Origin of the sequence: Pseudomonas fluorescens (assembly GCF_902497995.1) — a bacterium.
Taxonomy (GTDB): domain Bacteria; phylum Pseudomonadota; class Gammaproteobacteria; order Pseudomonadales; family Pseudomonadaceae; genus Aquipseudomonas; species Aquipseudomonas fluorescens_BK.
In genome coordinates this window covers 318,091-343,133 of record NZ_CABVII010000001.1, presented here as the reverse complement: position 1 = coordinate 343,133, position 25,043 = coordinate 318,091, and the positions used below count along the sequence as shown (strand labels likewise).

Below are 25,043 nucleotides of genomic sequence, written 5' to 3'. Positions count from 1 at the left end.
GTACTCCTGGGCGCTCAGGCGCTGATTGGGTTGCGCCGGCGAACGGCGGCGGCGATGACCATGACCAATACCGAGAGGCCGATCAGCAGCGTCGACGCGACGGCGATCACAGGCGTCAGGTCCTGGCGCAGGGTGGTCCACATTTTCACGGGAAGGGTTTGCAGGGTCGGGCTGGCCATCATCACGCTCAGCACCACTTCATCCCAGGACACGAGGAAGGCGAACAGGGCGCCGGCGACCATGCCCGGACGAATCGCCGGAAAGGTCACCTTGAACACCGCTTGCAGGCGCGAGGCACCGCAGATCACCGCGGCATCCTCGATCGACTGATCGAACAGCTTCAGCGAGTTGATGATCGAGATGATGGTGAACGGCAGCGCGACGATCACGTGGCTGACCACGAAGGCGAACATGGTCCCGGTGTAGCCGAGCTTGAGAAACAGCGCGTAGACCGCCACGGCGATGATCACCAGCGGCACAATCATCGGCAGGGTGAACAGGCCGTAGAGCATTTCCCGACCCGGGAAGCGCCCGCGCACCAGGGCAAAAGCAGTGGGCAGGCCCAGCGCCACGGCGAAAAAGGTGGTCAGTACCGCGACCTTGAGGCTGGCCACGGCCGCGTTCATCCAGTCGGCATTGGAGAAGAACTGGCCGTACCATTTCAGCGTCCAGCCCGGTGGCGGGAACACCAGCCACTGGGAGGAGCCGAAGGACAGCAACACGATGAACACGATCGGCAGCAGCAGGAACAGCGCGATCAGGCCGGTGGTGAAGTACAGGCCGAAGCGCATGCGCCGGCTCATGGCATTGGGGGTCAGGAGCATGACGGCTTACCTCGCGTTGCTGGCGCCGACCGGGGATTCCGGCTGGAGCTTCAGGTAGAAGTAGAACAGCACCAGCGTAATCACGATCAGCAACGCGGCGCCGGCGCTGGCCAGGCCCCAGTTGAGGAACGACTGCACCTGCTGAATGATGAACTCGGGCAGCATCATGTTCTGCGCACCGCCCAGCAGTGCCGGGGTGACGTAGTAACCGAGGGACATCACGAACACCATCAGGCCACCGGAGAACAGCCCCGGCCGGCACAGCGGCAGGAACACCCGGAAGAAGTTGGTCCAGGGGCTGGCGCCGCAGATCGAACCCGCCTGCAGGATCATCGGGTCGATGGCCTGCATGGTCGCCTGCAGCGGCAGGACGATGAACGGGATCATGATGTAGCTCATGCCGATCACCACGCCGGTGAGGTTATGCACCATCTCCAGTGGCTGATCGATGATGCCCATCGCCATCAGCGCCTTGTTGATGACCCCGGACGCTTGCAGCAGCACCAGCCAGGAATAGGTGCGGGCGAGGAGGCTGGTCCACATCGACAGCAGCACGATGTTGAGGATCCAGCGCCCCCAGCCTTTTGGCACCAGGGTGATGGCCCAGGCCAACGGGAACCCCAGCAACAGGCTGAACAACGTCACCAGGCCGGCCACCGAGAAGGTGTTGAGCAAGACCCGGGCATAGGCCGAGTTGGCGAACAGCTGCTCGTAGTTGCCCAGCCCCGGTACCGGTTCCAGCACGCCACGCAGCAACAGGCCGATCAACGGCGCGAGAAAGAACAGGCCGAGGAACAGCAGGGCGGGGATCAGGTTGCTCGAACCGCGCCAGCGCTGTGCCAGGGAAGGGGATTGGTTCATCACAGCCGCCTTGCCGGAAGCCGGGCCGGCAGCGCCCACGGCGCCCCCGGTCTGGGTGGGTTGACGGGACGTGGTTGCCGTCATCTTCATTTGACCAGCCATTCGTTCCACCGTGTCGCGATGGCCGGACCGTTCTTGGCCCAGTACGCGAAGTCAAGAGTGATCTGATCCTTGGCGTAGGCAGTCGGCAGGTTAGGTGCCAGCGCCGAATCCAGGCGTGCCACGCTGTCGACGTTGACCGGCGCATAGGCGGTCAGGTTGGAGAAGTCGGCCTGTCCCTTGGCGCTGCTGGCGTTGGCCAGGAACTTCATGGCCGCAGCCTTGTTCTTCGTCCCTTTAGGGATGACCAGAATGTCGGCCATGACCAGGTTCTGCTTCCAGCTCACACCCACCGGGGCGCCATCTTCTTGCAGGGCGTGGATCCGGCCGTTCCAGAACTGCCCCATGCTCACTTCACCCGAGGCCAGCAACTGTTGCGACTGCGCGCCGCCGCCCCACCAGACGATGTCTTTCTTGATGGTGTCGAGTTTCTTGAAGGCGCGATCCAGGTCCAGCGGATAGAGCTTGTCGGCGCTGACGCCATCGGCCAACAGCGCCAGTTCAAGCACGCCGGGGCTTGGCCATTTGTAGAGGGCGCGTTTGCCGGGGTAGGTCTTGGTGTCGAACAGCGCGGACCAGTCCTGAGGTTTATTGGCGCCGAGCTTGCCTTCGTTGTAGCCGAGGACGAAGGAGAAGAAGAACGAACCGACGCCGTGATCGGAGACAAACCGCGGGTCGATCTTGTCGCGCTGGATCACCGAGAAATCGAGGGGTTCGAGCAGGCCTTCGGCGGCGGCGCGCAGGGCGAAATCGGCTTCGACATCGACCACGTCCCACTGCACGTTACCGCTTTCGACCATGGCCTTGAGTTTGCCGTAGTCGGTGGGGCCATCCTGGACCACGGTGATGCCGCTGGCCTTGCTGAACGGGTCGGCCCAGGCCTGCTTCTGCGCATCCTGGGTGCTGCCGCCCCAGCTGACGAAGTTGACGCTTTCGGCCGCCATCGACGCTTGGCTGGTCACGCTTAGCAGTCCCGCAAAAAATATTGCGGTTGCACGTTTGTTCAACACCATTTTCACGCCCTCATTGTTGTGTTTATGAGCGGGGCTTTGCAGTGCCCGCCTATGGGGAGCAGTAGGTCCATCAGGCCAGTAAGGTCGTCCGGTCTATGGAATATCATATTATGGTATTCCAAGCTTTGTGCAAGCACTTTGCCTTACCGGCTATCCGCCAAAAGCGGTTTTTTTGTTGGCGATGAGGATTGTCCGTAGGAGCCAGGCTTGCCGGCGAAGACATCCTCAAGGGCGCCTTCGCCGGCAAGCCGGATCGCCGTATCGCTGGCTCCTACGAAAGCAATGGCGCTCTTTCGGACGCCTTCGCCGGCAAGCCTGGCTCCTACAAAAGCGATGGCGCTCTTTCGGGCGCCTTCGCCGGCAAGCCTGGCTCCTACAAAAGCGATGGCGCTCTTTCGGACGCCTTCGCCGGCGAGCCTGGCTCCTACGAAAGCGATGGCGCTCTTTCGGGCGCGTTCGCCGGCGAGCCTGGCTCCTACGAAAGCGATGGCGCTCTTTCGGACGCCTTCGCCGGCGAGCCTGGCTCCTACGAAAGCGATGGCGCTCTTTCGGGCGCGTTCGCCGGCAAGCCTGGCTCCTACGAAAAGCGAAGGTGTGCTTTTGGACGCCTTCGCCGGCAAGCGTGGCTCCTACGAAAGCGATGGCGCTCTTTCGGGCGCGTTCGCCGGAAAGCCTGGCTCCTACGAAAAGCGAAGGTGTTCTTTCGGACGCCTTCGCCGGCAAGCCTGGCTCCTACACGAACGGGATGCTCTCCACCACCTCCAGGTCGTAACCGGTCAAGCCTGCATATTTCAACGGCGGGCCGAGGTGGCGCAACTTGCCCACGCCAAGGTCTTGCAAAATCTGTGCGCCGGTACCCACTTCAGAATAGATGTGCGATTGCGAGCGACTGAATTGTCGTGGCGGCTGCGTTAGCTGCGGCACCCGCTCGAGCAGTGCCTGGGACGACTCATGATTGGCCAGTACCACCACCACACCGCGACCTTCTGCGGCCACTCGCTGTAAGGCTGCCCACAATGTCCAGTTGGACGGCCCGCTGTATTCGGCGCCCACCAGGTCGCGCAGCGGGTCGATCACATGCACGCGCACCAGCGTCGGTTCGTCCCGGCGCAACTCACCCATCACCATTGCCATATGGACACCGCCTTCGATGCGATCCTCGTAGGTGATCAGACGAAAGGTGCCATGCACCGTGGGCAATTCACGTTCACCGATACGCGCGACGGTGTGTTCGGTGCTGAGACGGTAGTGGATGAGGTCGGCGATGGTACCGATCTTGATGGCATGTCGGCGCGCGAACACTTCCAGGTCCGGGCGACGGGCCATGGTGCCGTCATCGTTCATCACTTCGACGATCACCGAGGCTGGCGTGAAACCGGCCAGGCGGGCCAGGTCGCAACCCGCTTCGGTATGGCCGGCACGGGTCAGTACCCCGCCTTCCTTGGCGCGCAGGGGAAAGATGTGGCCGGGTTGCACGATATCGGCGGGCCCCGCCCCTTGCGCGACGGCGGCGGCGACGGTACGCGTCCGGTCGGCCGCGGAGATGCCGGTGGTCACGCCGACGGCGGCCTCGATGGACACGGTGAACGCGGTGCTGAACACGCTGGCGTTGCTCGGCACCATCTGCTCGAGACCGAGGCGCTGGCAGTGGTCGTCGGTCAAGGTCAGGCAGATCAGGCCGCGGGCTTCCCGGGCCATGAAGCTGATGGCCTCGGCCGTGCAACAGTCGGCGGCCAGCAGCAGGTCGCCTTCGTTTTCCCGGTCTTCGTCGTCGACCAGGAGCACCATCTTGCCTTGGCGATAGTCTTCGATGATTTCTTCGATGCTGTTGAAGGCCATATGGGGATTCTCAGTGTTTGATGGAAATACTTTGTGGTATACCATAATACAACAATAACCGAGAGGTCACTATGAAGGCGTACTGGATTGCTCATGTAGATGTCACCGATCCCGATCAATACAGCCAATACACCCAGCGCGCGCCGGCGGCTTTCGCCTTGTATGGCGGACGGGTGCTGGCCCGGGGTGGGCGGTGCGAGGCGCTGGAAGGCGGGCCTGCGGCGCAGCGCAATGTGGTGATCGAGTTTGATTCCTACGAGCAGGCGCTGGCCTGTTACCGATCGGAGGAATATCAGGAGGCGAAACGGCACCGCGAGGGGGTGGCCCGGGCGCAGGTCGTTATCGTGGAGGGGGTGGTGCCGGTGTGATCGATGGCGCTCTACGTCGCCTGGATCGAGTCAGGATCTTGCGCAGGTACGCCGATCACCTGTAGGAGCCAGGCTTGCCGGCGAAGGCGTCTTCATGGGCGGTGCAGGACATGAGGCCGCCTTCGCCGGCAAGCCTGGCTCCTACGGAGGATCGGTGTACAGCCAAAAAAATTCGGTTGGAAGCCACTAGCGAATGAAGTGGATCTTGCCGGTATCGTCGTTGCCAATGTAAATGCCATAAACCCCAGCCTGCCGCTCCTCGATATAGCGCTCGAGGATCTGCCGGATCGCCGGGTAGTAAATGCTGTCCCAAGGAATATCCTCAGGCGCGAAGAATTTGTAGTCGAGGGTTTCCGGCCCGTACTGGCCGGTAATCTCCAGGGCGATGGCGCGGAAGATGATGTACACCTCACTGATCTTCGGCACGCTGAAGATCGAGTAGGGCGAGAGGATTTCCGCGCGCACGCCGCTTTCTTCCCAGACCTCGCGCAACGCGGCTTGTTCGGTGGTCTCGCCACCTTCCATGAAACCCGCCGGCAGGGTCCAGGTGCCGGGACGCGGCGGGATGGCGCGCTGGCACAGCAAATACTTGCCGTCCTGCTCGATGATGCAGCCGGCAATGATTTTCGGATTGATGTAATGGATGTAGCCGCAACCGCGGCACATCAGGCGCTCGTGCGTATCGCCCGGTGGCAGCTGAGACTTGAGGTCATTGCCGCCGCATGTTGGACAAAAGCTCGGGCTGAACATGATCAGCGACCTATGCGCGGTTCTTTCAGCGCGATCGGCAGGGTGATCTCGGGGATCGCCCCGGTCTCTTCCTGCTTGCGCTTGAGGTATTCCAGGGCCACGGCAGCGGCGGCGCGTACGTGGTCGACACACGCCTGGTGGGCGGCCAGCGGATTACCGCTCTTGATCGCCTCGACCATGCGCTCCATCTCCTGATTGCTCGAGCCGCGACGGTTTTCCTGGGACACCGACGTCGCGCGCAAGTAGCTGATGCGCGCCTGCAACTGACGCAATTGCAGCGCCGCCACATGGTTGCCGGAGCCTTCGAGCAGCACGTCATAAAAGCCTTGCACCGAATCGATCACCTGCTGCAGTTCGCCTTCCTTCAGGGCCTGGCGGTTTTCCTCGAGGGCTTTTTCCAGGGCCTTGATGTCCTTGGCCTTGGCGCGCAGGGTGAACAGCTGGACGATCAGGCCTTCGAGCACGCAACGCAGTTCATAGATATCGACGGCGTCGGCCAGGGTAATGATCGCGACCCGTGGGCCCTTGGCGTCGGCGAACTCCACCAGGCCTTCGGATTCCAGGTGACGCAAGGCTTCGCGTACGGACGTGCGGCTGACGCCCAGGCGATCGCACAGATCGCGCTCGACCAGACGGTCTCCCGGCAGAAGCTGGAAGTTCATGATGGCGCTTCGCAGTTTATCCAGCACGATTTCGCGCAGGGTAACGGGGTTGCGATTGACCTTGAAGCTGTCGTCGAGTGGCAGGCGTTTCATGGGGTCCGCTCTGAATGTGGCTGTCCATGCAAAAAGAGCACTTCGATCCGTGGATCATCAGTGCTCGGTCACAACAGCCAAGGGTTAACTGGAGGCCTCGGCATCGGCTTCGGCGAAGGCTTCACGGGCGAGCCGGAAACTGTCCACGGCTGCGGGGACACCGCAATAAATACCGACCTGAAGCAGAATTTCGCGTATTTGTTCACGACTCAGCCCGTTACGCAAGGCGCCGCGTACATGCAGCTTGAGTTCGTGCGGCCGGTTGAGGGCCGAAATCATCGCCAAGTTTATCATGCTGCGTTCTTTAAGCGACAAACCCTCGCGGCCCCAGACGTGGCCCCAGCAGTACTCGGTGACCATTTCCTGGAGCGGGCGGGTGAAGTCGTCGGCGTTCTCGATGGAGCGCTTCACGTAGGCCTCGCCCAGCACCTGGGTGCGGATTTTCAGGCCTTGTTCGTACTTGTCATTACTCATGTTCGTCCTCTCACCGCAGTTCCCTTGTGGGAGCGGGCTTGCTCGCGAAGGCGGTGTGTCAGTCAGCATCAGTGTTGAAGGTGCGACCGCATTCGCGAGCAAGCCCGCTCCCACAGGTTTTTTTGTTAACCCGTCAAGCCAGGGTGGGCAGCGGGCCCAGCTTGCCTTTGTGGTAGATCATCGGCGTCACCGGCTGCTCGGGCAGAATCAGGTTCTTCACCGCGCCGACGATGATCGCGTGATCACCGCCGTCGTATTCGCGCCACAGTTCGCACTCGATGATCGCCGTCGCCTTGCCCAGCAACGGATTGCCCAGGGCGCTGAGGTGCCATTCGATATCCCTGGCCTTGTCCTTGCCCTTACTGGCAAAGGCATAGGCTTCGGCGGTCTGGTCGGCGGACAGCAGGTGAATCGCGAACTGCTTGCTGTCGCGCAGGATCGGGTACGTGTCAGAGGCGTAGTTGGGGCAGAACAGCACCAGTGCCGGATCGATCGACAGCGCACTGAACGCACTGGCGGTGATGCCGACGATGCCGCCGTCCGGGTCCAGGGTGGTGACCACCGTGACCCCGGAAGGGAACGAGCTCATGACGTCTTTGTAGATGCCGGGTTCGATCATTTCGCCAATCTCCTAGCGCATCACAAACGGATCAGGCATGGGTGCCTGGGAAAGGTTGATCCACACCGTCTTGAGCTCGGTGTAGGCCAGCACCGAATCGATGCCGCTTTCGCGTCCATAGCCGCTGTTCTTGAAACCGCCGATCGGCGCCATGGCCGATACGGCGCGGTAGGTGTTGACCCAGATGATCCCCGAGCGCACGTCCCGGGCCAGGCGATGGGCGCGGCCCAAGTCGCGGGTCCAGATGCCGGCGGCGAGGCCGAACTGCGAGTCGTTGGCAATCGCCAGGGCTTCGGCTTCGTCCTTGAATCGAATGACCGAGGCCACCGGACCGAAGACCTCTTCCTGCATGATCTTCATCGAGTTGCTATCGCATTCGAACAGGGTCGGCTCGTAGAACCAGCCTTCGCCCAGATTCTCCGGACGCTTGCCGCCCAGGCGCAGGTGCGCACCTTCGGCGATGGCGTCGGCGACCAGGCCTTCGACCACGGCCAGTTGCTGCGCGGTGGCCATCGGCCCCATTTCGCTGCTGTCTTCCTGGGGGTTGCCGATGCGGATGCGTTTGGCCCGTTCGACCAGGCGCTCGACGAATTCATCGTAGATCTCGTCCTGCACCAGCAGCCGCGAGCCGGACACGCAGCTCTGGCCGGAAGCCGCATAGATTCCGGCGATCGCGCCGTTGATCGCGCTGTCGAGGTCGGCGTCGGCGAAGATGATGTTCGGTGATTTGCCGCCCAGTTCCAGGGACAGCTTGGCGAAGTTCTCGGCACTGCTGCGCACCACATGCCGCGCCGTCGCAGCGCCGCCGGTGAAGGCGATCTTGCGCACCAGCGGGTGGCGGGTGAGGGCCGCACCGGTGCTTGGGCCGTAGCCGGTGACCACGTTGACCACACCCGGCGGGATGCCGGCTTCCAGTGCCAGGCGCGCCAGCTCCAGAATGGTCGCCGAGGCGTGCTCGGACGGTTTGATCACGATGGTGTTGCCCGCGGCCAGGGCCGGGGCCAGTTTGATCGCGGTCAGGTACAGCGGGCTGTTCCAGGGAATGATCGCGGCGACCACACCCATGGCTTCGTGCACGGTGTAGGCAAACAGGTCCGGCTTGTCCAAGGGCAGGGTGCCGCCTTCAAGCTTGTCCGCCAGGCCCGCGGTGTAGTGGAAGAACTCCGGCAGGTAGCCGACCTGACCGCGGGTTTCGCGGATCAGCTTGCCGTTGTCACGGCTTTCCAGCTGCGCCAGTTGTTCCTTGTTTTCAGCGATCAGGTCGCCCAGGCGCCGCAGCAGCTTTCCCCGGGCGGTGGCGGTCAGGCCGCGCCAGGCGGGGCTGTCGAAGGCGGTCTGCGCAGCCTGCACGGCGCGCTCGACATCGGCTTCATCGGCATCGGGCAGTTGCGCCCAAGGTTCGGCCAGGGCCGGGTTCAGGCTTTCAAAGGTCTTGCCGGACAGGGCATCGACCCATTCACCGCCGATGCACATCTGGAAGGAGGCGAGTGTCATGCAACGATCCCCTTTATCTGGTTTTGTCGGGCGTGCGCGTTGTCGAGAAATTCCAGCAACAGCTGGTTGACCAGGCGCGGCGATTCTACGGGCATCATATGCCGCTGCTCGGCGAGCACGGCAACCGTGGCACCGGGAATTCGCTCGGCCAATTGCTGGGCCATTTGCGGCGTCGAGCCCGGATCAAGTTCGCCGGTGGCGACCAGGGTCGGTACCTGGATGCTCGCCAGATCCTCGGCGCGGTACATGTCCTGGGTCGCGAACAGCTCATAAGTGGTCAGGTAACCCTGCGGGTCGTTCCCGGCCAGGGTCTGGCGCAGCGCGGCAATCTGCGCCGGGTTGGCCGCCTGGTATTCGCGGCTGAACCAGCGCGACAGCGCGGCTTCGGCGTTGGCATCCGGACCGTGCTCGGCCGCCTGGGCAGTGCGGGCGATGACGCCGGCACGCTGTTCGGCGCTGCGATTGAACACGCTGTTGAGCACCACCAGGCCTTGCAAGCGTTGCGGGTAGTGCAAGGCAAACGCCCGCGCTACCAGTCCGCCCATGGAAAAGCCGATCACCGTCGCCTGGGGCAACTGCAGGTGATCGAGCAGCTCCAGCAACTGGTCGGCATAGCCGAGCAGCGGCGTGCCGCTGGCCGGACGCGGGCTGGCGCCATGGCCGAGCATGTCGTAGGCGATCACGCGGTATTTAGTGGCCAGGCCAACGACTTGGCCGCCCCACATTTCTTTGTTCAGGCCCACGCCGTGGATCAAGACCACGGGCTGGCCTTGGCCGGTCGCCAGGTAACTGGTGCCAGCCGGGGTGCGTTCAGCGGTGAGCCGAATCATGGAGCGCTCCTGCATGCCTTTTTGTTGTAGTTAGGCTGACCGGGATTACTGGGCTTTTTCGGCCGCCAGTTCTTCCAGGTCGATGTAACGGTTGCCGATGCGTGGGTGCAGGCGGCCGCCGTCGGCGCAACCCAGGACCACGACGATTTCGTCGGCGCGCGGTGCATCTTCGATTTTCATTTCCAGGGTGATGTAGTGCGAACGCAGGCCTTCGTCGTCCTTGTGCATCATCGGAATCTGGATCGAAGTGCCCGGACCGCCGCGCTTGTTGGTGAAGCTCAGGTAGCTCTTGGCTTTCACGGCTTCGCGGTAATGGTTGCCAAAGCGCAGGGTGTGGATGACGGCGGAGGCGTGCTCGATTTCACCGTCGGCGCCGACCACGGCCGCCTTGCCATAAGCCTCGATCTTCTCGGCGCCGCCGATGATGCCCACCAGGCGTTCAACCATCAGTGCGCCGAGGTCGGAGCAGTTCTCGCGGATCTGTGGTTTCAGGTCTTCGACAAAACCGTTGCCCACCCAAGGGTTCTTCATGACGACGGCCAGGCCGACCATGGTCACCGGTTTGTCAGCGGCCTTGCCGCCTTCGATGAAGGTTTCTTCGACGTAGCTGACGATCTTGCGGATTTCGAAACTCATGAGCTGCTCCGTAGGAGGTTTTGGGTGTCTGTGCGTCTGATGGTATACCATAATACCGGAAGCACAAGTCCCACGAATGAGTTTCTGGTCGGACGGTTTAAAAAAGGGGGCAGGCTCGCGAAAGCGGGGTGTCAGGCGACAGGTTTATTGGCTGGAATATCGCTATCGCGGGCAAGCCCGCTCCCACAGGGATCTTTGGCGAACACCCAATCGACGTACGGCGGGGGTTACTGTGGGAGCGGCGGTGCGGCGTCCCGACTTGCCCGCGATGGCGGCGTGTCAGGCGACGGCCCTATTGGCTGGAAGACCGCTTTCGCGAGCAGGCTCCCACAGGGATCTCATTAGCTGGTGAGGCCGGGTTTTGCGTCGAGACCTTCTAGCGCGAAATAATCCCGTGATCGATCGCGTATTTGACCAGCGCCGCCGGTTTGTCGATGTTGAGTTTGCGGCGGATGCTCAGGCGATGGGTTTCCACGGTGCGCACACTGATATCCAGTTCCCGGGCCATTTCCTTGTTGTTCAACCCTTGGGTCATTTTGTACAGCACTTGGCTCTCGCGGGGTGTCAGTTCGTTGTCGATGCTTTTATCGGCAATCAGCCGCTGGGCGATTTCGGCACTGTAGAAGGTGCCGCCACTGGCGATGGCTTCGATTGCCGCAATGATTTCCCGGGACGGCGAGTTCTTCAGCACATAGCCGCTGGCCCCGGCGCGGACGGACTCGCTCACGTATTCGTTATTGTCGTACATGCTCAGCACCAGCACCTTGAGCGACGGGTATTGGCTGCGCAGCACCCGGGTCAGTTCCAGCCCGTTCATGTCCTTGAGGCTGATGTCGACCAGCAACAGGTCCGGCTTGCAGCGGCCGACCATTTCAATGGCATCCGCGCCATTCTCGGCTTCGCCCACCACTTCCAGGGGCGCCATCACCGCCAGCAGCGCTTTGATGCCGTCGCGGACCAGGGAGTGATCGTCGACCAGGGCGACGCGGATCGGGTAGGGCAGGTTCATTGCAGGCATTCACTCTTGTTGTTGGGGACGACTCAGCGTTGTGTGCCGGGCATTTTCATCGGCAGCAGTACGTCCAGTTCACTTCTTCCCGGCATCGAAGTCAGGGCGAATTGGCCGCCGAAATGTTCGACGCGTTCGCGGATATTACGCAGACCGATGCCGGCGTGACGACGTTCGACCTGGGCGACGTTGAAGCCGATACCATCATCGACCACCGTCAGGCGTACACAGTCTTCAGAGCCGTGCAGGGTAATGGAAACATTCCTGGCCCGGGCGTGGCGCTCGATATTGGTCAGGCCTTCCTGCACGATGCGAAACAGCGAGACCGCGGCGCCATCGACCAGGTCGCAGGCGAATTCATTGTCGTCGTAGGTCACCACCAGGCCGCTGCGCTGCTCGAATTCGGCAGCCAGTTGGCCGATCGCCGCCGGCAGGCCCAGGGTGTCGAGCAAGGATGAGCGCAGGTCGTGGGACAGGCTGCGAACCTCGCCAATCGCATCCCCCAGGCGTTGCGTGGCTTCTCTTAGAATGCCCAGGCCCTTGGCTTGCCCCTGGCCATTCTCCAGCACATGGCTGGCCAGTTCGAACTGGAACTTGATCGAGACCAGGACCTGGCTGATGCCGTCGTGCAGCTCACGGGAAACCCGGCTGCGCTCCTCCTCCTGCAGGCTGACGATGCGCTGGGTCAGGCGCTGCAGTTTTTTGTCGGCCAGACGATGCTCGCTGACGTTCAGCGTCATGCCGCTGGCGAACACGAACAACACCGCCACCAGCGCCACGGCGGCAATCGCCAGCATGGTTTTGCGGATGCCCATGGCCACTTCGTCACGGGCCTGCCGGGTGGCGCGTTCCACGTCTTCCAGGTAGATACCGGTGCCGAGCATCCAGCCCCAACGATCCAGCATCACCACATAGGCGAGCTTGTCGGTCACCTGACCGGAGGAGGGTTTGTTCCAGGCGTACCGTTGGAAGCCTTCGCCCGATTGCGCAGTGTCGAGCAACGCCTGGATCACCGGCAGGCCGTGGGGGTCTTTCATGTCCCACAAATCCTTGCCGACCAGGTCCGACTGCCGCGCGTGCATCAGGCTGCGACCCTCGCGGTCGTAGACGAAGAAATAGCCATTGACGCCGAAGCTGAGCTTGCGCAGCTCTTCCAGCACTTGTTGCTGGGCGCGCGCGTCACCATGGCCGTCGTCGTACAGCGGGGCGATCAGGCTTTGCGCCATGTCGACGTAGTTTTTCAGCTCGGCGCGCTTGCTGGCCAGAATGCTGTCTTCGATCAGCTGTGCCTGTTGATCGCCCAGTTGACGGTTCAGGGAAATCACCAGCGCGCAGATGACGGCGATGGCCAATACCAGCGGCAGGATACCGAGCGCGACGATTTTGTGTTTGAGCTGCATCTGGGCTCCTGACCGGGCCGAAGGAGGGCGATGGCCCGGCATGATATGCCAAAGAGGTGCGCGGCCAGTAGCGGTGGTGGACGGAATGACCTGCTGCCGGGATCTGGGTCGGTTGAAATGCAAACCCCCTGTGGGAGCGGGCTTGCTCGCGAATGCAATCTGTCATTCAAAATCGATGTCGTCTGATGTACCGCATTCGCGAGCAAGCCCGCTCCTACAGGGGTTGTGTTTCAACCGACAGATCGGGGTGCCTACGTAGAACTACGTAGAGGGCGCGTACGTAGTAACGCGGATTTATTTGTGGACGCCATGCGCGGATATTGGGCCAGCTCCGCTCAGCGGACACAATTATAAAAATTACCGCCGCAGTTCACTGGCTGTCGGCAGGAGACACACTATGCCCCGTCTGGCTAAACACCTCGCCTGGTTTGCCGTGGCTGTCCTGGGAGCGTTCGCGCTGAGTGTCGTGGCCCTGCGCCGCGGCGAAGCCATCAACGCCATGTGGATCGTCGTCGCAGCAGTCGCTATCTACCTCGTCGCATACCGCTACTACAGCCTGTTCATCGCGAATAAGGTGATGCAGCTCGATCCCAATCGAGCGACGCCCGCCGTGCTCAACAATGATGGTCTGGACTTCGTGCCGACCAACAAACACGTGCTCTTCGGTCACCACTTCGCGGCCATTGCTGGCGCAGGGCCGCTGGTCGGTCCGGTGTTGGCGGCGCAAATGGGCTACCTGCCCGGCACACTGTGGCTGATTGCCGGGGTGGTGTTGGCTGGCGCGGTTCAGGATTTCATGGTCCTGTTCCTGTCCACCCGCCGCAATGGCCGTTCCCTGGGCGACATGGTCCGCGAAGAAATGGGCCGCATTCCCGGGACCATCGCCTTGTTTGGCTGCTTCCTGATCATGATCATCATCCTCGCAGTGCTGGCGCTGATCGTGGTCAAGGCCCTGGCCGAAAGCCCGTGGGGCATGTTCACGGTGATGGCGACCATCCCGATCGCGATGTTCATGGGCATCTACATGCGTTACATCCGTCCGGGCCGTATTGGTGAAATCTCGGTGATTGGTGTGGCGTTGCTGCTCGGTTCGATCTGGCTCGGTGGGCAGATTGCCGCTGATCCGGTCTGGGCCAAAGCCTTCAGTTTCACCGGCGTACAGATCACCTGGATGCTGATCGGCTACGGTTTCGTCGCTGCGGTGTTGCCGGTATGGCTGATCCTGGCACCCCGTGACTACCTGTCGACCTTCCTCAAGATCGGCACCATCCTCGCCCTGGCGATCGGTATCCTGGTCACCATGCCTGAGCTGAAAATGCCGGCACTGACCCAGTTCATCGACGGCACGGGACCTGTGTGGAAGGGTGGTCTGTTCCCGTTCCTGTTCATCACCATCGCCTGTGGCGCGGTCTCGGGTTTCCATGCGCTGATCGCTTCGGGCACCACGCCCAAGTTGCTGGCCAGCGAAGGCCATGCCCGTTACATCGGTTACGGCGGCATGCTGATGGAGTCCTTCGTGGCCATCATGGCGATGGTTGCCGCTTCGGTGATCGAGCCGGGTGTGTACTTCGCCATGAACAGCCCGGCGGCAATTGTCGGGTCTGATGCCGTTTCGGTCGCTCAGACCGTCAGCAGCTGGGGCTTCGCCATTACCCCGGAAGCGCTGCAAGCGGTGGCCAGGGACATCGGTGAAACCACCATCCTGGCCCGTGCCGGCGGTGCGCCGACCCTGGCGGTCGGTATCGCGCAGATCCTGCACAGTCTCCTGCCGGGTGAAAACACCATGGCGTTCTGGTACCACTTCGCGATCCTGTTCGAAGCATTGTTCATCCTCACCGCGGTAGACGCCGGTACCCGTGCCGGACGCTTCATGCTGCAGGACTTGCTCGGCTCCTTCGTACCGGCGCTGAAACGCACCGAGTCCTGGACCGCCAACCTGATCGCCACCGCCGGTTGCGTAGCCATGTGGGGTTACCTGCTGTACCAAGGGGTGATCGATCCGCTGGGCGGCATCAACACCTTGTGGCCGCTGTTCGGCATCTCCAACCAGATGCTGGCCGGGATCGCGCTGATGCTGGCGACTGTGGTCCTGATCAAGATGAAGCGCCAGCGCTACGTCTGGGTCACCCTGCTGCCAGCGGTCTGGCTGCTGATCTGTACCACCACCGCCAGCTTCATCAAGCTGTTCGACGCCAACCCGGCGATCGGCTTCCTCGCGCTGGCGAAGAAATACAGCGATGCCCTGGCCAACGGTCAAGTGCTGGCACCGGCCAAGAGCATTGAGCAGATGCAGCACGTGATCTACAACGCCTACACCAACGCAACGCTGACGGCGCTGTTCCTGTTCGTGGTCTTCAGCATCCTGTTCTTTGCACTCAAGGTCGGCATTGCCGCCTGGGGCACCAAGGAACGTACGGATAAAGAAGCACCGTTCCAGGCCCTGCCGGATGCTTGATCGAGGATTGCAGCATGTTCAATGACCTGAGTCGCCTCGGTAAATACCTCGGTCAGGCCGCGCGCCTGATGGTCGGCATGCCCGACTACGACAACTACGTCGAGCATATGCAAAACAAACACCCGGACAAACCGGTGATGAGCTACGAGCTATTCTTCCGCGAACGTCAGGAAGCCCGTTACGGTAGCAAGAGCGGGCCCAAGTGCTGTTGATGTTGTAGGAGCAAGCTTGCTCCTACAGTTTTTAAGCGCAAACCGAAAACGCCGCCCATTCGAGCGGCGTTTTCGTTTGCGCGGCGATAAAAGAAATTCGGAGCCAAACATATAGGCGCTCTATTTCTCTTCTCATTATCGCCAGCGTGTTGACGCCAGATATCTGCGCTGTCCGGTTGAAACAAAAAGCGATTGACATTAGTGCAAAACAGTTGTGCACGTTATTGAAGCGTCAACCATAAATAACAGCTGGTTCAGTAAAATCAATGGCTAATCAGGCCTATGACCCGGTGCGCAGGGAGGCGACAGAAAACTGACAAAAAAACATCTCCTCCCTATAAGTCGGTGATACATCATGATCAGGATCATGGCGTGCTTTCTAATAGGAGTTCTAGCTGCAGGATGCAATGGCATCGTTAAACCCGATCTTTCGGGAGCTACCAGCGATTTATACTTTCTAGTCTTCTCGGGCTTTCCTTTGCCGTATGCCTATATGGCCTCGGCGGTACAATGGAACGAGGACTACGCCGTCACCACCCGCCACACTCCGTTGATCTCCAGCGTGGAGCACAGCTGCAGCACAGGTTGCGATTTGGTTTTCTTCCAGCACAAGGCTAATGGCCGCTCCCCGTCCTGGCGCGCACCGCGTGTGGGCGAGCGCATCACGGCCGTGGGGGGAAGTCCTTATATGATGACCACCACCGGTAAGGGCAAGGTGTATCCAACGCCTTTTATCAATACCGATGAACACAGCGGCGATCTGTACGCTATCCATGATGCCCCGTTGATCAAGGGCATGTCCGGTGGGCCGGTCGTCGGTAGTGACGGCAGTGTCGTTGGCATTAATATCGGGTTCTATTCCACCACCTTGAACGATGTGAGCGCCTACCCCGGGGTCAATACCGCCGAGAGGATGAGTATCTTTGTGCCTTACTCGATCATTCTGCGCGAGTGGGGGTTGTTGCAGGCGAAGCTTGATGATCCGCACGGCACGAAATATGTCGCGAAGTAGGGGCTTCCTCTCAGGGTTGGAATGCTGCATGCCGGTGCCCGGCGGATGGGGGCCGCAAGGCATTTGACGCTACTTGTGCGTCGGGACCTGTTACCAGTGCCGGCTTTGGCCTGGTGGTGTCGCGGGGATGAATTCGAGCGTTTGCAGATTCAGCAGGGTGAAGTGACCCCGCTCCGGCAACCAGCCGCCGGTATCGATGTGGTAGACATTGCCCAGGATGACCGGCTGAGGCAGGGGGGTATGACCTACAACCACAGCGCGCACACCAGAAACGCCGCCGGGGTCGCTGTCGGTGATGCGCCGGCGTGACCACTGCAGGGTCGTGGCTGTTTGCTCGGCCTCCATCGCCGAGCCGGATAACGAGTGGGTCATTTGCCCCCAGCTTCCCCGTGGAACATCCGCGTGCACGATTCCGATCAGGCCTTGCGTCGTTTCGACCTCCATTACCAAGGGCAAGTCAGCGAGGATGCCCGCGTAATAGGCCTGCTCGCCGCCCGACAGGCCGTAGAACCAGGCACCACCATTGATAAAGTGCAAGCCGCGTTCAGCGCTGGTGCGGCCGGCGGCGTGCGAATCGACGGTCATCTGCTCATGGTTGCCCCGCACTGCATGAAACCAGGGCTTGCGCAGGAGCCATTCATCGACGTCCAGTGATTGCGGCCCGCGGTCGACCAGGTCGCCCACGCTGAACAGGCGGTCGATGGAGGGGTTGAATCCGGCAGCCTCCAGGGCAGCCTGCAGCCGGGTGAAGTGGCCGTGAATGTCGCCCACGGCCAAGTCGCGGCCGGCAGGATTGGCGGCGAAGCGCTGCACTTCTCTGGTTTCGAACATGGGAATGCCTTGCCCACCACACACCGGCGGGCTGGTAGTCCGTTGAGTCCAGGCCGGGAAGTGGTGGTTGACAGGTACGGTGTCGGTGCCGGTTTTGCTGGCGAACATCAAGCCATCAAGCCATCAAGCTACCCGACACCGATCAAGCGAAGTCAGAAGCCGGTAGCTTGTCCGAGATTGTTGTCCTGCTTACCAGCGATAAGGTGCAGGGGAATGTGTTGGTGCTCATCGATGGATGAAACTTCAAAACCTCCCACCACCTGGGGCTGTCGCTCGCACACTTCGGTCGACTCTCCTGCCAGTATTTTAGCCATTCTTGCGTGATTCGCGGCGATTTCATTGAGAGTTGACACGTTACATCCCCCGAGTGACTGACCAAGCGTATCGCTGGCGTCCTTGAACATTGATTTGAGTGCTGCCGCGTCAGAAATACGTCGATCTGGGGCTGCTATGGCCGGCCTTTGCAATCCTTGAGCCAGAGAGGGTTGGGTAATTGACGCTACCCTTAGCATAGGCGACGAATGGTGGGTTTGCGTTAAAGACGGATGGTTTTGGGGGGACATATCCGTTTCTGCGGTCACGCTCACTTAGGGTCGCCCTTGCGGCCATCGATCCCGGCCACAGGTTCGACCACCTGCGAACCCTGGTTGCGAACGTTGCCAATCGCCCGGCCAACCTTGAACCACTCGAAGGCCTCGGTCGGCCCACCCTGAAACAGCGCCATGTGCTCGGCGCGTTGCATGGGCGGGGTGGGCTTTTCGTGACGAATCCTCGGCCGAGGCAGGCTCAGGCCGTGGCGTCCACTTCTACGCCATTGCCCCTCGTCGGAACATCATGCAGGGAAATCCTTGAAGTCTCCGGCAGCGCCAAACCACCGGCCAGCGCGAGCAACGCAACAGCCATCAGATAGAACGCTGGCGACAGGTTGCTGCCGGTGGTGCTGATCAGCCACGTCGCCACCAGCGGCGCAGTGCCGCCGAACAGGGTGTAGGCCATGTTGTAGGTGATAGCCGACGCGGTATAGCGCGTACGGGTGGGGAAGGTTTCCGAGAGCAGGGCCGCGGTGACCACGCCACACAACACCGCGCCAATCGCCAACAGCATGACGCCGATGATGGAGGCTGCGAACGATCCGGAACTGGCCATCAGAAACGAGGGATACACCGCCACGATCAACAGGGCGCAAGCGGTCATCACCGTAACCCGACGCCCGACCCGGTCCGAATACAGCCCGGCCAGCGGGCAGATCGCCGCGGCGAAGATCAATGCAATCAGCGACACCAGCAACGCCGTTGCACGACTCAAACCGCCCGCGACTTGCAGGTAGGTAGCGAAGTAGGTGGTGAACATATAGAACGATAGCGCCGTCAGCGACACGAAGGCACCCAGGCAGCAGATAGCCGCGCCATGGTTGCGCAAGGTCTCCTTGAGCGGGGAATGTGCAACCGCATGTTCCTGGGTCACCGCCTGGAAAGCCGGGGTTTCATCCAGCTTCCAGCGCAGGTAAAGACCCACCAGGCCCAGCGGCGCGGCAATCAGGAACGGCAGGCGCCAGCCCCAGCTACCCATGGTTTCGGCCGATAATGACGCCTCGAGCGCGTAGGCCACCACGGCTGCCGCGGCGAAGGCGGAAAAGGTCGATACCGGAATGAAGCTGCCGTACCAGGCCCTTTTATCGTTGGGGGCATGCTCCATCAGGTAGGCACACGCACCTGCGTATTCGCCCCCGGCGGAAAAGCCCTGGGCGCAACGGATGAGGCTCAGAAGGATCGGCGCCATGACCCCGATAGCGGCGTAAGTGGGCAACAACCCGATCAAGGTCGTCGCACCCGCCATCAGCAGGATGGTCATGGCCAGGGTTCTCTTGCGGCCAATCCTGTCACCGAGCATGCCGAAGAAAATCCCGCCCAGCGGCCGGAAGGCAAAGGCCACGGCGAACACCGCGAAGGTTTTGAGCAAGGCGACGCTGGCATCGCCGCTGGGGAAAAATTGCTGGGCGATGGTCGTCGCCAGAAAACCGTAGACGGCGAAGTCGAACCACTCGACGAAATTGCCGATGGCGGCAGCGACAATTACTTTTCTCAGTGTTTGCGGGCTGACCTGAGCTGCGCTTGTCATGCTGAACCCTCGACATTCCATTGGTAAGCTTTCGATTATCGGGGCAGCGACTGAAACGGCTCACTTCAAAAGTGTCATCCGCATAGTCAGGACCGACTTGTTGCGAATGGAGTACGCATGATTCGTGCCGAAGGTAGTGGATCAAGGCAGCAAGTGCATTGCGAGGCCATGAGTAAACGGCAAATGGGCAAATGGGGGCAAATGGGGGCAGATGGCGGCCGCATCCAGCGATAGGCAGATACGAAAAGCCCGGCGCCAGACAGCCTTAATCATTCATCAGTTCGGCGACCCCGCGTGTGATGAACTCCAGGTTCTCATCGAGCTTGGTTAGAGAGCTGCGGATCCTGACGGCATCCTCGGCGGGACCGTGCAGCTGCTCAATCCAGACTGAAAGGTCCTCAACGGCTGCCGCGATGGCAAGCTGGTTTTCGTTGAGCTTGTAGATCAGGGAAGGAATGAGGTCGGGGTTAGACATGGCTTAATCCTCCTTTGCTTGAGGAAAGCGTAGCAGGCAAAAAAAACCGCTTGTGGGCGGGCTTCAAACGGGGTCCATAAAATGAACACCCCAAAACTATTCGTTTGAATGAATAGGGTCAAGGTAGGAGCAAGAAAGCCCGCACAAGGCGGGCTCTCTGTACACGTGGCCAAATCCCTTTGGCTGCCCGCATTGTGCTGGGTGGATGTGACGAAGGCGTGACAGGTTGCCGAATGTCGTGATGCATGCTTCCTGGCGATGCTCAGTCAATACGCCTGGGCTCAAGTATCTTCGGCCGAGTTATGGAACACGTCCGGAATCGTTATGGAACGCATCACCGGCTGGCTTCCCTCGAGTAAACCCCAGAAACGACAAAGCCCTGAATAATCAGGGCTTTGTCGGTACAAATATGGCGGAGGCGATGGGATTCGAACTCATGGACCTGTTACAGTCGACGGTTTTCAAGTCCGAGATACAAGCGCCCGTAATTCGTGGCCTGTAGCTTGATTTCGTTCTAATACGATCATTTTTTGGCTCCGCTGCAGGCCGCATTCTACAAGGGGTGGCATCAGCGTTTTGTAACGCGTTTTTCCGTTATTTTGACGGTTTCGCAATGGCGCTGACGCGACGGTAAACACGTTCAGATATGTCGCCCTCAGTATTCCCCAAGAGCAGGCTCGCTTCTGGCCCACTGCTGTCTGTCACGAGCCACCGAGTTCGACTCAAAGTTGCCGGTCATTGTAGTAGAGCCCTGAGGTAATCCGGCGGATAGGGCGTTCCGCACCTAATTAGTGATTGACTTATGTAGGAGCTAGACGAGCCCGGGCGACCGTCACACGCTAGCTACCGGCGTTTTTTCTATAAAGCGCCAACCAAGCCTCCGCACAACGAAATAGTTTTAACGCAGAGTCCCCATTTGTTTCGAGAGAGATTGAATAGTATCCAGCTGTCCTTTCTGTTTCGTTTAATGCTGCACGTAGCACTGTCCGCTTGAGCGACTTGTTAGGCAGCGCTATAGCGCCGCCGACATAGTTAGCGCAATTGTATGCGCTTGAACTCCCTTCTGTACTGCCAGCCAAATCATTGCTACAGAAAGAAGGCCCACCCCGACAGCTATGGCCCATATTGTTACTTTTAAATTTTGTAGGTTATCAATCTCGCTGATTGCTCCACCTGCAAGAAATAGCAATGCTACGCCAGAACCTGCCAAAGTTGTTCGATCAGCTAGAAGTTGTAAGTAGACCTGAATTGCCGCAGTCTTGTCGACAGAAAGCTTAGAAAGCGATGCTATATCTATTGCCTCTTGAGAAAAATCAGGTCCAAAAAAATATTGAATTGCTGCAGTAGCGATGACGCTGAGAAAAAGACCAATAACATATGCCATTACCAACACAGGCAATGCCGCAACAATGCCCCAGGTAGCTGTCCTCGCATACTCCTCAAAAGTAGGCAGTAGCGATGGCGCTCGCCCGTCGAAAAGCAAAAACAGACCGAGCATACACAACGAACCAACTCCGGTCGGACCAGCAATAGTAGATAGAGACTCTGGCTGCATGGTTAACCCCCTAGATCCAATGACTCAGGCGCGTGCCGTCCTAGTTCAGCCTGCCAGCTCGCCGCAGCTATGCGAAGGTGAGCCCGTAGGCTGGTTCCGATTGTTAGAAAGCACTAGCGATGCACATCGAACATGATCTCTCGCATCTTTTCGATTATTCCGCTCAGGTCGAGATGTTTTGCAAGTTCCACAATGCTGTCGAATGTTGTATCAGACCCCAAAAGATGCGCAGTTTCGTTGAATAGCGGAACCATTAGGGCAAGGAAGATAGACAGCTGAATCGACCAGCGTAGAATGTTAGGGATCATTCCCGCGAAGGCGATAATCCATTGGGTCGTGCGCATTACTTGGTCCCATCGGGCTATTTTTTTCGCGTTAGAGTCTGACGGCCTGCGACGGTTGAATACTGCCATTGATGCACTGGTCAACAAGGCACTCCATGCTTGCGCTATTACATCAAATATCAGCCCTACAGCATGAAATAGAACCCAAAGAAGTATGTATTTCGGCAGCGCTCGCTCCAATATAGCACGATCCGAATCGGCCTTTATAGATCGAAGCCGTGTGAGAGTGTCTTGAAGTTGCGGCAGTGTTTTCTCGATCTCGGCTCGATAAGATTCTACTCCTGCCTGTTTTTTTTGAGCGAGGTCATCGAGCAGTCCTTCTAATTCTGCCCTTGTTTTAACTTCTTCAGTTCTGATTTTCTGCGTTTCAGCTTGTGTTTTTTCTTGGTCATGAACAGAGCCAATTGTCCCTGTTAGCTGAGAAACAATAGCGATAACCGCGGCCGGCAGAGCCAAAAATTCTATGGCGCTCGTCCACCATGCCTTTTGCGGTGGCTTGGCAGCGGCATCAACTTCTTTTCGCTTTTGCTCGAGCTTCATCCTCTCAATTTTCATCGAGAGTCGCTCGACCTCTGCCGCTTGCTGATCGCTTTCGGTCATTTCCCGCTTCCTTTGTGCTCAAGGACTACCTTTAAACGTTCAAGTGGATGTAACGAAATTCCGACATGGGAGGTAACAATCCGTGTCGTTGAAGCTTCGTATGGGTTATGCACCCTGGAAGGATAGTCCAGACTGCTTGATTAGGCTCAGCTAAAAACTGCTGAGGGCTATTCGATTTGGCTTATTTCGAATGGTTCTTGCAGAACTCAATGACTGCTCGTGGCCGATTTCTGCCTGTCACGAAAGGCCGCAAACGACCCCCATATAATAGCTGCCTGTCGGGGGTAGGTAGAGATCGACCCCAAAGCGGTCTCCATAGAGCAGGGGGAGCTGCTATATTTTCCAGAATACAAATTTTTGTTATCGGTTGTCGGTGCCGGACATTTTAGAAACGCTGAATCAGAAAAAATGCTGCCCCTCCATTAGATACCAACTCCCTAAGGGTGGGGATTATGGAACCAGACAAAACGCCAAGTCGGAATCAACCAAGATCGGATGATCAGGACTTACCTACGGATAGAGGCACCTTTGAGCGCGCTATCGAGAAAATCAAGCGTCATCCTTTGATACTAGGAATCGCACTCGTGGGCAGCCTAGTAACGTGGGTCGCCGGGCAAACGGAAGCGCTCAGCACCATCGCCGATGCAATCGGGTTCCCAACGAAGCAAAGGAAAGCCCATGATTTGGCAGTCGAAATTTTGAGCCATACCTTCCGTAGAGCGACCTCGGTGAATTTCGGTGTACGTGAAATGGATGGAGTGGAACTCCTGCGAGTGCAGGAGTCTATTGGAGCTGCTCACGCGGCAGTACAATCCAAAATGGTGGACTTCAAATCCGTCGGTGATCCAGTCGCAGTGGGAATCCTAGAGTCAATGTTGACCAGCTTAAACAATCTAGAGAAGCAGTTCATTGAGATGGGTAAATTGCTGAGGACGTTTGATTTACAGAAGCCGGTGGTACTGATGAACACGAGCCTTGCAGGGGCAATGCTTCAACAGAAAATGAACATCGCGGAGCAGTTGCGACAAGAATATATATCCCGCCGAAACGCTTTCGCGGAAAAAACTAATGTTGTTCTACCGCTCGATCCTGACGATTGAATCCTGAACCTGCTTCCACTTTCCGGCGTGTCTGGGTGACCGCTTTTGGCCAATTGAGTTGAAAAAGTCGGTTTTCTGAAACGGCCAGGAAAGCGATCGGTGAAAACGCCTTACTAGGACGCTGCCACGTGAAATCTGAGTCTGGCAACCTCTCTCGGAAGTAAAAATTTCAATCTCAGACGCATGCTTTTCTGTTGCGAAAGCCATGGCCGAATTTTTCAACAGAATCGGCGGAAAGTAGTCATTGCGGCGACGATCTGAAGCTGGTGTCACCGCCAGCGTTATCTTGATCAATTCAGCGTCTTGTAACTCGTTTTCCACTATTTTGACGGCTTCGCAATGGCGCCAACGCGACGGTAAACGCGTTCAGTTATGTCACCCTTGGTATGCCCCAAGAGCAGGCTCGCCTCTCCGATGTCAGTAATTTCCGACGCGGCTTTTGGCCTGATGTCCCGAAACTGAAAGCTGCTGATTCTTCCAGCAAGCAGCGTGTCGCCAGTCTCGATCGCTTCTTTCTTGGCCTTTTCCCGGGCCTTATCCCAGCGGTCGCGAAGCATCTTGGCAGTCATACGCTTCCCACGCGCACTCACAATCAGGTAGCTCGATACGTGCTGAGCGTTTCGTTCTGCGATTTTTGCGATCAGCATACCTAGGCTGTTTTCCGTACCGCTGGCAGTCATCTGGATACGCAGCTTCTTGTGCGTTTTGTTCTGCTGCACCATCAAATACCCCCCTTCTATATCATCCTTGCGCATGACCAGGACATCGGCCGGCCGTTGCCCTGTCAGGTAGGCAAGGTCCATCGCATCTTTCAGCTCTTGAGCTGCTTTCTTGTAAACAGCATCCCAAACCACATCATTTGCGTAATAGTCCCGAGGCGTCTCCTTATTTTTGCGTACGCCCTGACAGGGATTTTCTTTGGAGGTAAGACCCCACTCACGCGCCATATTGAATACGTGAGAGAGCGTGGCTATCTCACGGTTGGCCCGGACCTTTGCAGTTCGAGCATCCCGATAGCCAGCGATCGTGGCCGGTGTGATTGAGTCGATGGGGGCATTGTCGAAAAGTGGTCGCAGCTGTTTGATCTCTGAAAGGTTGTCTCTTTGCGTGCGGGGCGCCTTCTTCGGGACGATATCGCGAATATAGCGGTCAAAGATCCCCTTCATAGTCCGCAAGTCCAGTGGTATTTCCTTGGTTTCGAGCTCCGCCCACTTGAGCCTGGCTTTGTCGAGATCCTTGCCCAGTGGGATCGCCTTTCCTGTGGAGTCCAGGTAGTAATAGGCGATCCAGGTTTTCCCGCTCTTTCGTGGCCGCGTCCATTGATACATCCGAGGCGGTAAATGGCGGGTTGCGTTTTTGCGGGGGCGCAT

Annotated in this window: 27 protein-coding genes; 5 read left to right on the top strand and 22 right to left on the bottom strand. The window is 59.2% G+C overall.

What is annotated here, in order from left to right; all coding sequences use genetic code 11:
• Positions 1-14 precede the first annotated feature (14 nt).
• From F8N80_RS01590 to ribBA, 5 genes are all read right to left on the bottom strand, one after another.
• Positions 15-824 carry an ABC transporter permease gene (locus tag F8N80_RS01590; RefSeq protein ID WP_150783070.1) on the bottom strand — a complete coding sequence of 270 codons (810 nt, stop codon included), beginning with the start codon at positions 822-824 and terminating at the stop codon, positions 15-17.
• A gap of 6 nt (positions 825-830) precedes the next feature.
• Positions 831-1,775, bottom strand: a complete 945-nt coding sequence (locus F8N80_RS01585; RefSeq protein WP_191632846.1) for an ABC transporter permease — start codon at positions 1,773-1,775, stop codon at positions 831-833.
• Positions 1,772-2,797: an ABC transporter substrate-binding protein gene (locus F8N80_RS01580; protein WP_150744361.1), complete on the bottom strand. Its 1,026-nt coding sequence runs from the start codon at positions 2,795-2,797 to the stop codon at positions 1,772-1,774. Before F8N80_RS01580 ends, F8N80_RS01585 begins: the two co-directional genes overlap by 4 nt.
• A gap of 143 nt (positions 2,798-2,940) precedes the next feature.
• A complete protein-coding gene (locus tag F8N80_RS01575) occupies positions 2,941-3,417 on the bottom strand; it encodes a hypothetical protein (protein ID WP_150783069.1) in 477 nt (158 codons plus the stop codon).
• A gap of 112 nt (positions 3,418-3,529) precedes the next feature.
• Positions 3,530-4,636: a bifunctional 3,4-dihydroxy-2-butanone-4-phosphate synthase/GTP cyclohydrolase II gene (gene ribBA, locus F8N80_RS01570; RefSeq protein WP_150783068.1), complete on the bottom strand. Its 1,107-nt coding sequence runs from the start codon at positions 4,634-4,636 to the stop codon at positions 3,530-3,532.
• Positions 4,637-4,707: 71 nt separating this feature from the next.
• Here ribBA and F8N80_RS01565 point away from each other — a divergent pair, with 71 nt between their 5' ends.
• Positions 4,708-5,004, top strand: coding sequence for a DUF1330 domain-containing protein (locus F8N80_RS01565; RefSeq protein WP_150783067.1), 297 nt, complete (start codon positions 4,708-4,710; stop codon positions 5,002-5,004).
• Positions 5,005-5,190: 186 nt separating this feature from the next.
• Here F8N80_RS01565 and F8N80_RS01560 read toward each other — a convergent pair whose 3' ends face one another.
• The 9 genes from F8N80_RS01560 to F8N80_RS01520 form a co-directional block, all read right to left on the bottom strand.
• Entirely contained in the window at positions 5,191-5,754 is a 564-nt protein-coding gene (locus F8N80_RS01560; RefSeq protein ID WP_150783066.1) for an NUDIX hydrolase, read from the bottom strand.
• A gap of 2 nt (positions 5,755-5,756) precedes the next feature.
• Entirely contained in the window at positions 5,757-6,509 is a 753-nt protein-coding gene (locus F8N80_RS01555) for a GntR family transcriptional regulator (RefSeq protein WP_150744357.1), read from the bottom strand.
• Positions 6,510-6,593: 84 nt separating this feature from the next.
• On the bottom strand, positions 6,594-6,983 hold the full coding sequence (locus F8N80_RS01550) for a carboxymuconolactone decarboxylase family protein (protein ID WP_064677219.1): 390 nt from the start codon (positions 6,981-6,983) through the stop codon (positions 6,594-6,596).
• Positions 6,984-7,116: 133 nt separating this feature from the next.
• Positions 7,117-7,602 (bottom strand): flavin reductase family protein, encoded by a 486-nt coding sequence (locus F8N80_RS01545; protein WP_150744356.1) that lies wholly within the window; start codon positions 7,600-7,602, stop codon positions 7,117-7,119.
• 12 nt (positions 7,603-7,614) lie between these two features.
• The gene (locus F8N80_RS01540) at positions 7,615-9,096 is read right to left on the bottom strand and encodes an aldehyde dehydrogenase (protein ID WP_150744355.1); all 1,482 of its coding nucleotides are present in this window, start codon (positions 9,094-9,096) and stop codon (positions 7,615-7,617) included.
• The gene (locus F8N80_RS01535; RefSeq protein ID WP_150744354.1) at positions 9,093-9,926 is read right to left on the bottom strand and encodes an alpha/beta fold hydrolase; all 834 of its coding nucleotides are present in this window, start codon (positions 9,924-9,926) and stop codon (positions 9,093-9,095) included. Before F8N80_RS01535 ends, F8N80_RS01540 begins: the two co-directional genes overlap by 4 nt.
• A 45-nt stretch (positions 9,927-9,971) precedes the next feature.
• Positions 9,972-10,562, bottom strand: coding sequence for an amino acid synthesis family protein (locus F8N80_RS01530; RefSeq protein ID WP_150744353.1), 591 nt, complete (start codon positions 10,560-10,562; stop codon positions 9,972-9,974).
• Positions 10,563-10,938: 376 nt separating this feature from the next.
• On the bottom strand, positions 10,939-11,571 hold the full coding sequence (locus tag F8N80_RS01525; RefSeq protein WP_150744340.1) for a response regulator: 633 nt from the start codon (positions 11,569-11,571) through the stop codon (positions 10,939-10,941).
• Between the two features lie 32 nt (positions 11,572-11,603).
• Positions 11,604-12,971, bottom strand: a complete 1,368-nt coding sequence (locus F8N80_RS01520) for a cache domain-containing protein (RefSeq protein ID WP_150783065.1) — start codon at positions 12,969-12,971, stop codon at positions 11,604-11,606.
• A gap of 397 nt (positions 12,972-13,368) precedes the next feature.
• On the opposite strand from F8N80_RS01520, the gene F8N80_RS01510 reads away from it, so the two are divergent.
• The 3 genes from F8N80_RS01510 to F8N80_RS01500 all read left to right on the top strand — a co-directional run bounded on the left by F8N80_RS01510 (position 13,369) and on the right by F8N80_RS01500 (position 16,650).
• Positions 13,369-15,426 carry a carbon starvation CstA family protein gene (locus F8N80_RS01510; RefSeq protein WP_150783064.1) on the top strand — a complete coding sequence of 686 codons (2,058 nt, stop codon included), beginning with the start codon at positions 13,369-13,371 and terminating at the stop codon, positions 15,424-15,426.
• 14 nt (positions 15,427-15,440) lie between these two features.
• Complete coding sequence (locus tag F8N80_RS01505) at positions 15,441-15,638, top strand: YbdD/YjiX family protein (protein ID WP_150744319.1); 198 nt, start codon at positions 15,441-15,443, stop codon at positions 15,636-15,638.
• Between the two features lie 355 nt (positions 15,639-15,993).
• Positions 15,994-16,650: a trypsin-like peptidase domain-containing protein gene (locus tag F8N80_RS01500; protein ID WP_150744318.1), complete on the top strand. Its 657-nt coding sequence runs from the start codon at positions 15,994-15,996 to the stop codon at positions 16,648-16,650.
• 90 nt (positions 16,651-16,740) lie between these two features.
• Here the strand turns inward: F8N80_RS01500 and F8N80_RS01495 are convergent, their stop codons facing one another.
• The 7 genes from F8N80_RS01495 to F8N80_RS01470 all read right to left on the bottom strand — a co-directional run bounded on the left by F8N80_RS01495 (position 16,741) and on the right by F8N80_RS01470 (position 22,573).
• Entirely contained in the window at positions 16,741-17,481 is a 741-nt protein-coding gene (locus F8N80_RS01495) for a metallophosphoesterase (protein ID WP_150744402.1), read from the bottom strand.
• Between the two features lie 152 nt (positions 17,482-17,633).
• Positions 17,634-17,834, bottom strand: coding sequence for a hypothetical protein (locus F8N80_RS01490; RefSeq protein ID WP_150744317.1), 201 nt, complete (start codon positions 17,832-17,834; stop codon positions 17,634-17,636).
• A gap of 230 nt (positions 17,835-18,064) precedes the next feature.
• On the bottom strand, positions 18,065-18,223 hold the full coding sequence (locus F8N80_RS31085; protein ID WP_191632839.1) for a hypothetical protein: 159 nt from the start codon (positions 18,221-18,223) through the stop codon (positions 18,065-18,067).
• A 44-nt stretch (positions 18,224-18,267) separates the two neighbouring features.
• Entirely contained in the window at positions 18,268-19,599 is a 1,332-nt protein-coding gene (locus tag F8N80_RS01485; RefSeq protein WP_150783063.1) for an MFS transporter, read from the bottom strand.
• A gap of 265 nt (positions 19,600-19,864) precedes the next feature.
• A complete protein-coding gene (locus F8N80_RS01480) occupies positions 19,865-20,074 on the bottom strand; it encodes a hypothetical protein (protein WP_150744315.1) in 210 nt (69 codons plus the stop codon).
• Between the two features lie 1,012 nt (positions 20,075-21,086).
• Positions 21,087-21,629, bottom strand: a complete 543-nt coding sequence (locus F8N80_RS01475; RefSeq protein WP_150783062.1) for a hypothetical protein — start codon at positions 21,627-21,629, stop codon at positions 21,087-21,089.
• Positions 21,630-21,742: 113 nt separating this feature from the next.
• Positions 21,743-22,573 (bottom strand): hypothetical protein, encoded by an 831-nt coding sequence (locus F8N80_RS01470; RefSeq protein WP_150783061.1) that lies wholly within the window; start codon positions 22,571-22,573, stop codon positions 21,743-21,745.
• Between the two features lie 452 nt (positions 22,574-23,025).
• Here F8N80_RS01470 and F8N80_RS01465 point away from each other — a divergent pair, with 452 nt between their 5' ends.
• A complete protein-coding gene (locus tag F8N80_RS01465; RefSeq protein WP_150783060.1) occupies positions 23,026-23,673 on the top strand; it encodes a hypothetical protein in 648 nt (215 codons plus the stop codon).
• 320 nt (positions 23,674-23,993) lie between these two features.
• Here F8N80_RS01465 and F8N80_RS01455 read toward each other — a convergent pair whose 3' ends face one another.
• Positions 23,994-25,043, bottom strand: a complete 1,050-nt coding sequence (locus tag F8N80_RS01455; RefSeq protein WP_150783059.1) for a tyrosine-type recombinase/integrase — start codon at positions 25,041-25,043, stop codon at positions 23,994-23,996.

Bases quoted from the DNA above. Each gene is read 5' to 3' on its own strand.
- F8N80_RS01590 (WP_150783070.1), bottom strand. From the start codon at position 824: ATGCTCCTGACCCCCAATGCCATGAGCCGGCGCATGCGCTTCGGCCTG.
- F8N80_RS01585 (WP_191632846.1), bottom strand. From the start codon at position 1,775: ATGAAGATGACGGCAACCACGTCCCGTCAACCCACCCAGACCGGGGGC.
- F8N80_RS01580 (WP_150744361.1), bottom strand. From the start codon at position 2,797: ATGGTGTTGAACAAACGTGCAACCGCAATATTTTTTGCGGGACTGCTA.
- ribBA (WP_150783068.1), bottom strand. From the start codon at position 4,636: ATGGCCTTCAACAGCATCGAAGAAATCATCGAAGACTATCGCCAAGGC.
- F8N80_RS01565 (WP_150783067.1), top strand. From the start codon at position 4,708: ATGAAGGCGTACTGGATTGCTCATGTAGATGTCACCGATCCCGATCAA.
- F8N80_RS01560 (WP_150783066.1), bottom strand. From the start codon at position 5,754: ATGTTCAGCCCGAGCTTTTGTCCAACATGCGGCGGCAATGACCTCAAG.
- F8N80_RS01555 (WP_150744357.1), bottom strand. From the start codon at position 6,509: ATGAAACGCCTGCCACTCGACGACAGCTTCAAGGTCAATCGCAACCCC.
- F8N80_RS01550 (WP_064677219.1), bottom strand. From the start codon at position 6,983: ATGAGTAATGACAAGTACGAACAAGGCCTGAAAATCCGCACCCAGGTG.
- F8N80_RS01545 (WP_150744356.1), bottom strand. From the start codon at position 7,602: ATGATCGAACCCGGCATCTACAAAGACGTCATGAGCTCGTTCCCTTCC.
- F8N80_RS01540 (WP_150744355.1), bottom strand. From the start codon at position 9,096: ATGACACTCGCCTCCTTCCAGATGTGCATCGGCGGTGAATGGGTCGAT.
- F8N80_RS01535 (WP_150744354.1), bottom strand. From the start codon at position 9,926: ATGATTCGGCTCACCGCTGAACGCACCCCGGCTGGCACCAGTTACCTG.
- F8N80_RS01530 (WP_150744353.1), bottom strand. From the start codon at position 10,562: ATGAGTTTCGAAATCCGCAAGATCGTCAGCTACGTCGAAGAAACCTTC.
- F8N80_RS01525 (WP_150744340.1), bottom strand. From the start codon at position 11,571: ATGAACCTGCCCTACCCGATCCGCGTCGCCCTGGTCGACGATCACTCC.
- F8N80_RS01520 (WP_150783065.1), bottom strand. From the start codon at position 12,971: ATGCAGCTCAAACACAAAATCGTCGCGCTCGGTATCCTGCCGCTGGTA.
- F8N80_RS01510 (WP_150783064.1), top strand. From the start codon at position 13,369: ATGCCCCGTCTGGCTAAACACCTCGCCTGGTTTGCCGTGGCTGTCCTG.
- F8N80_RS01505 (WP_150744319.1), top strand. From the start codon at position 15,441: ATGTTCAATGACCTGAGTCGCCTCGGTAAATACCTCGGTCAGGCCGCG.
- F8N80_RS01500 (WP_150744318.1), top strand. From the start codon at position 15,994: ATGATCAGGATCATGGCGTGCTTTCTAATAGGAGTTCTAGCTGCAGGA.
- F8N80_RS01495 (WP_150744402.1), bottom strand. From the start codon at position 17,481: ATGTTCGAAACCAGAGAAGTGCAGCGCTTCGCCGCCAATCCTGCCGGC.
- F8N80_RS31085 (WP_191632839.1), bottom strand. From the start codon at position 18,223: ATGCAACGCGCCGAGCACATGGCGCTGTTTCAGGGTGGGCCGACCGAG.
- F8N80_RS01485 (WP_150783063.1), bottom strand. From the start codon at position 19,599: ATGACAAGCGCAGCTCAGGTCAGCCCGCAAACACTGAGAAAAGTAATT.
- F8N80_RS01480 (WP_150744315.1), bottom strand. From the start codon at position 20,074: ATGTCTAACCCCGACCTCATTCCTTCCCTGATCTACAAGCTCAACGAA.
- F8N80_RS01475 (WP_150783062.1), bottom strand. From the start codon at position 21,629: ATGCAGCCAGAGTCTCTATCTACTATTGCTGGTCCGACCGGAGTTGGT.
- F8N80_RS01470 (WP_150783061.1), bottom strand. From the start codon at position 22,573: ATGACCGAAAGCGATCAGCAAGCGGCAGAGGTCGAGCGACTCTCGATG.
- F8N80_RS01465 (WP_150783060.1), top strand. From the start codon at position 23,026: ATGGAACCAGACAAAACGCCAAGTCGGAATCAACCAAGATCGGATGAT.
- F8N80_RS01455 (WP_150783059.1), bottom strand. From the start codon at position 25,043: ATGCGCCCCCGCAAAAACGCAACCCGCCATTTACCGCCTCGGATGTAT.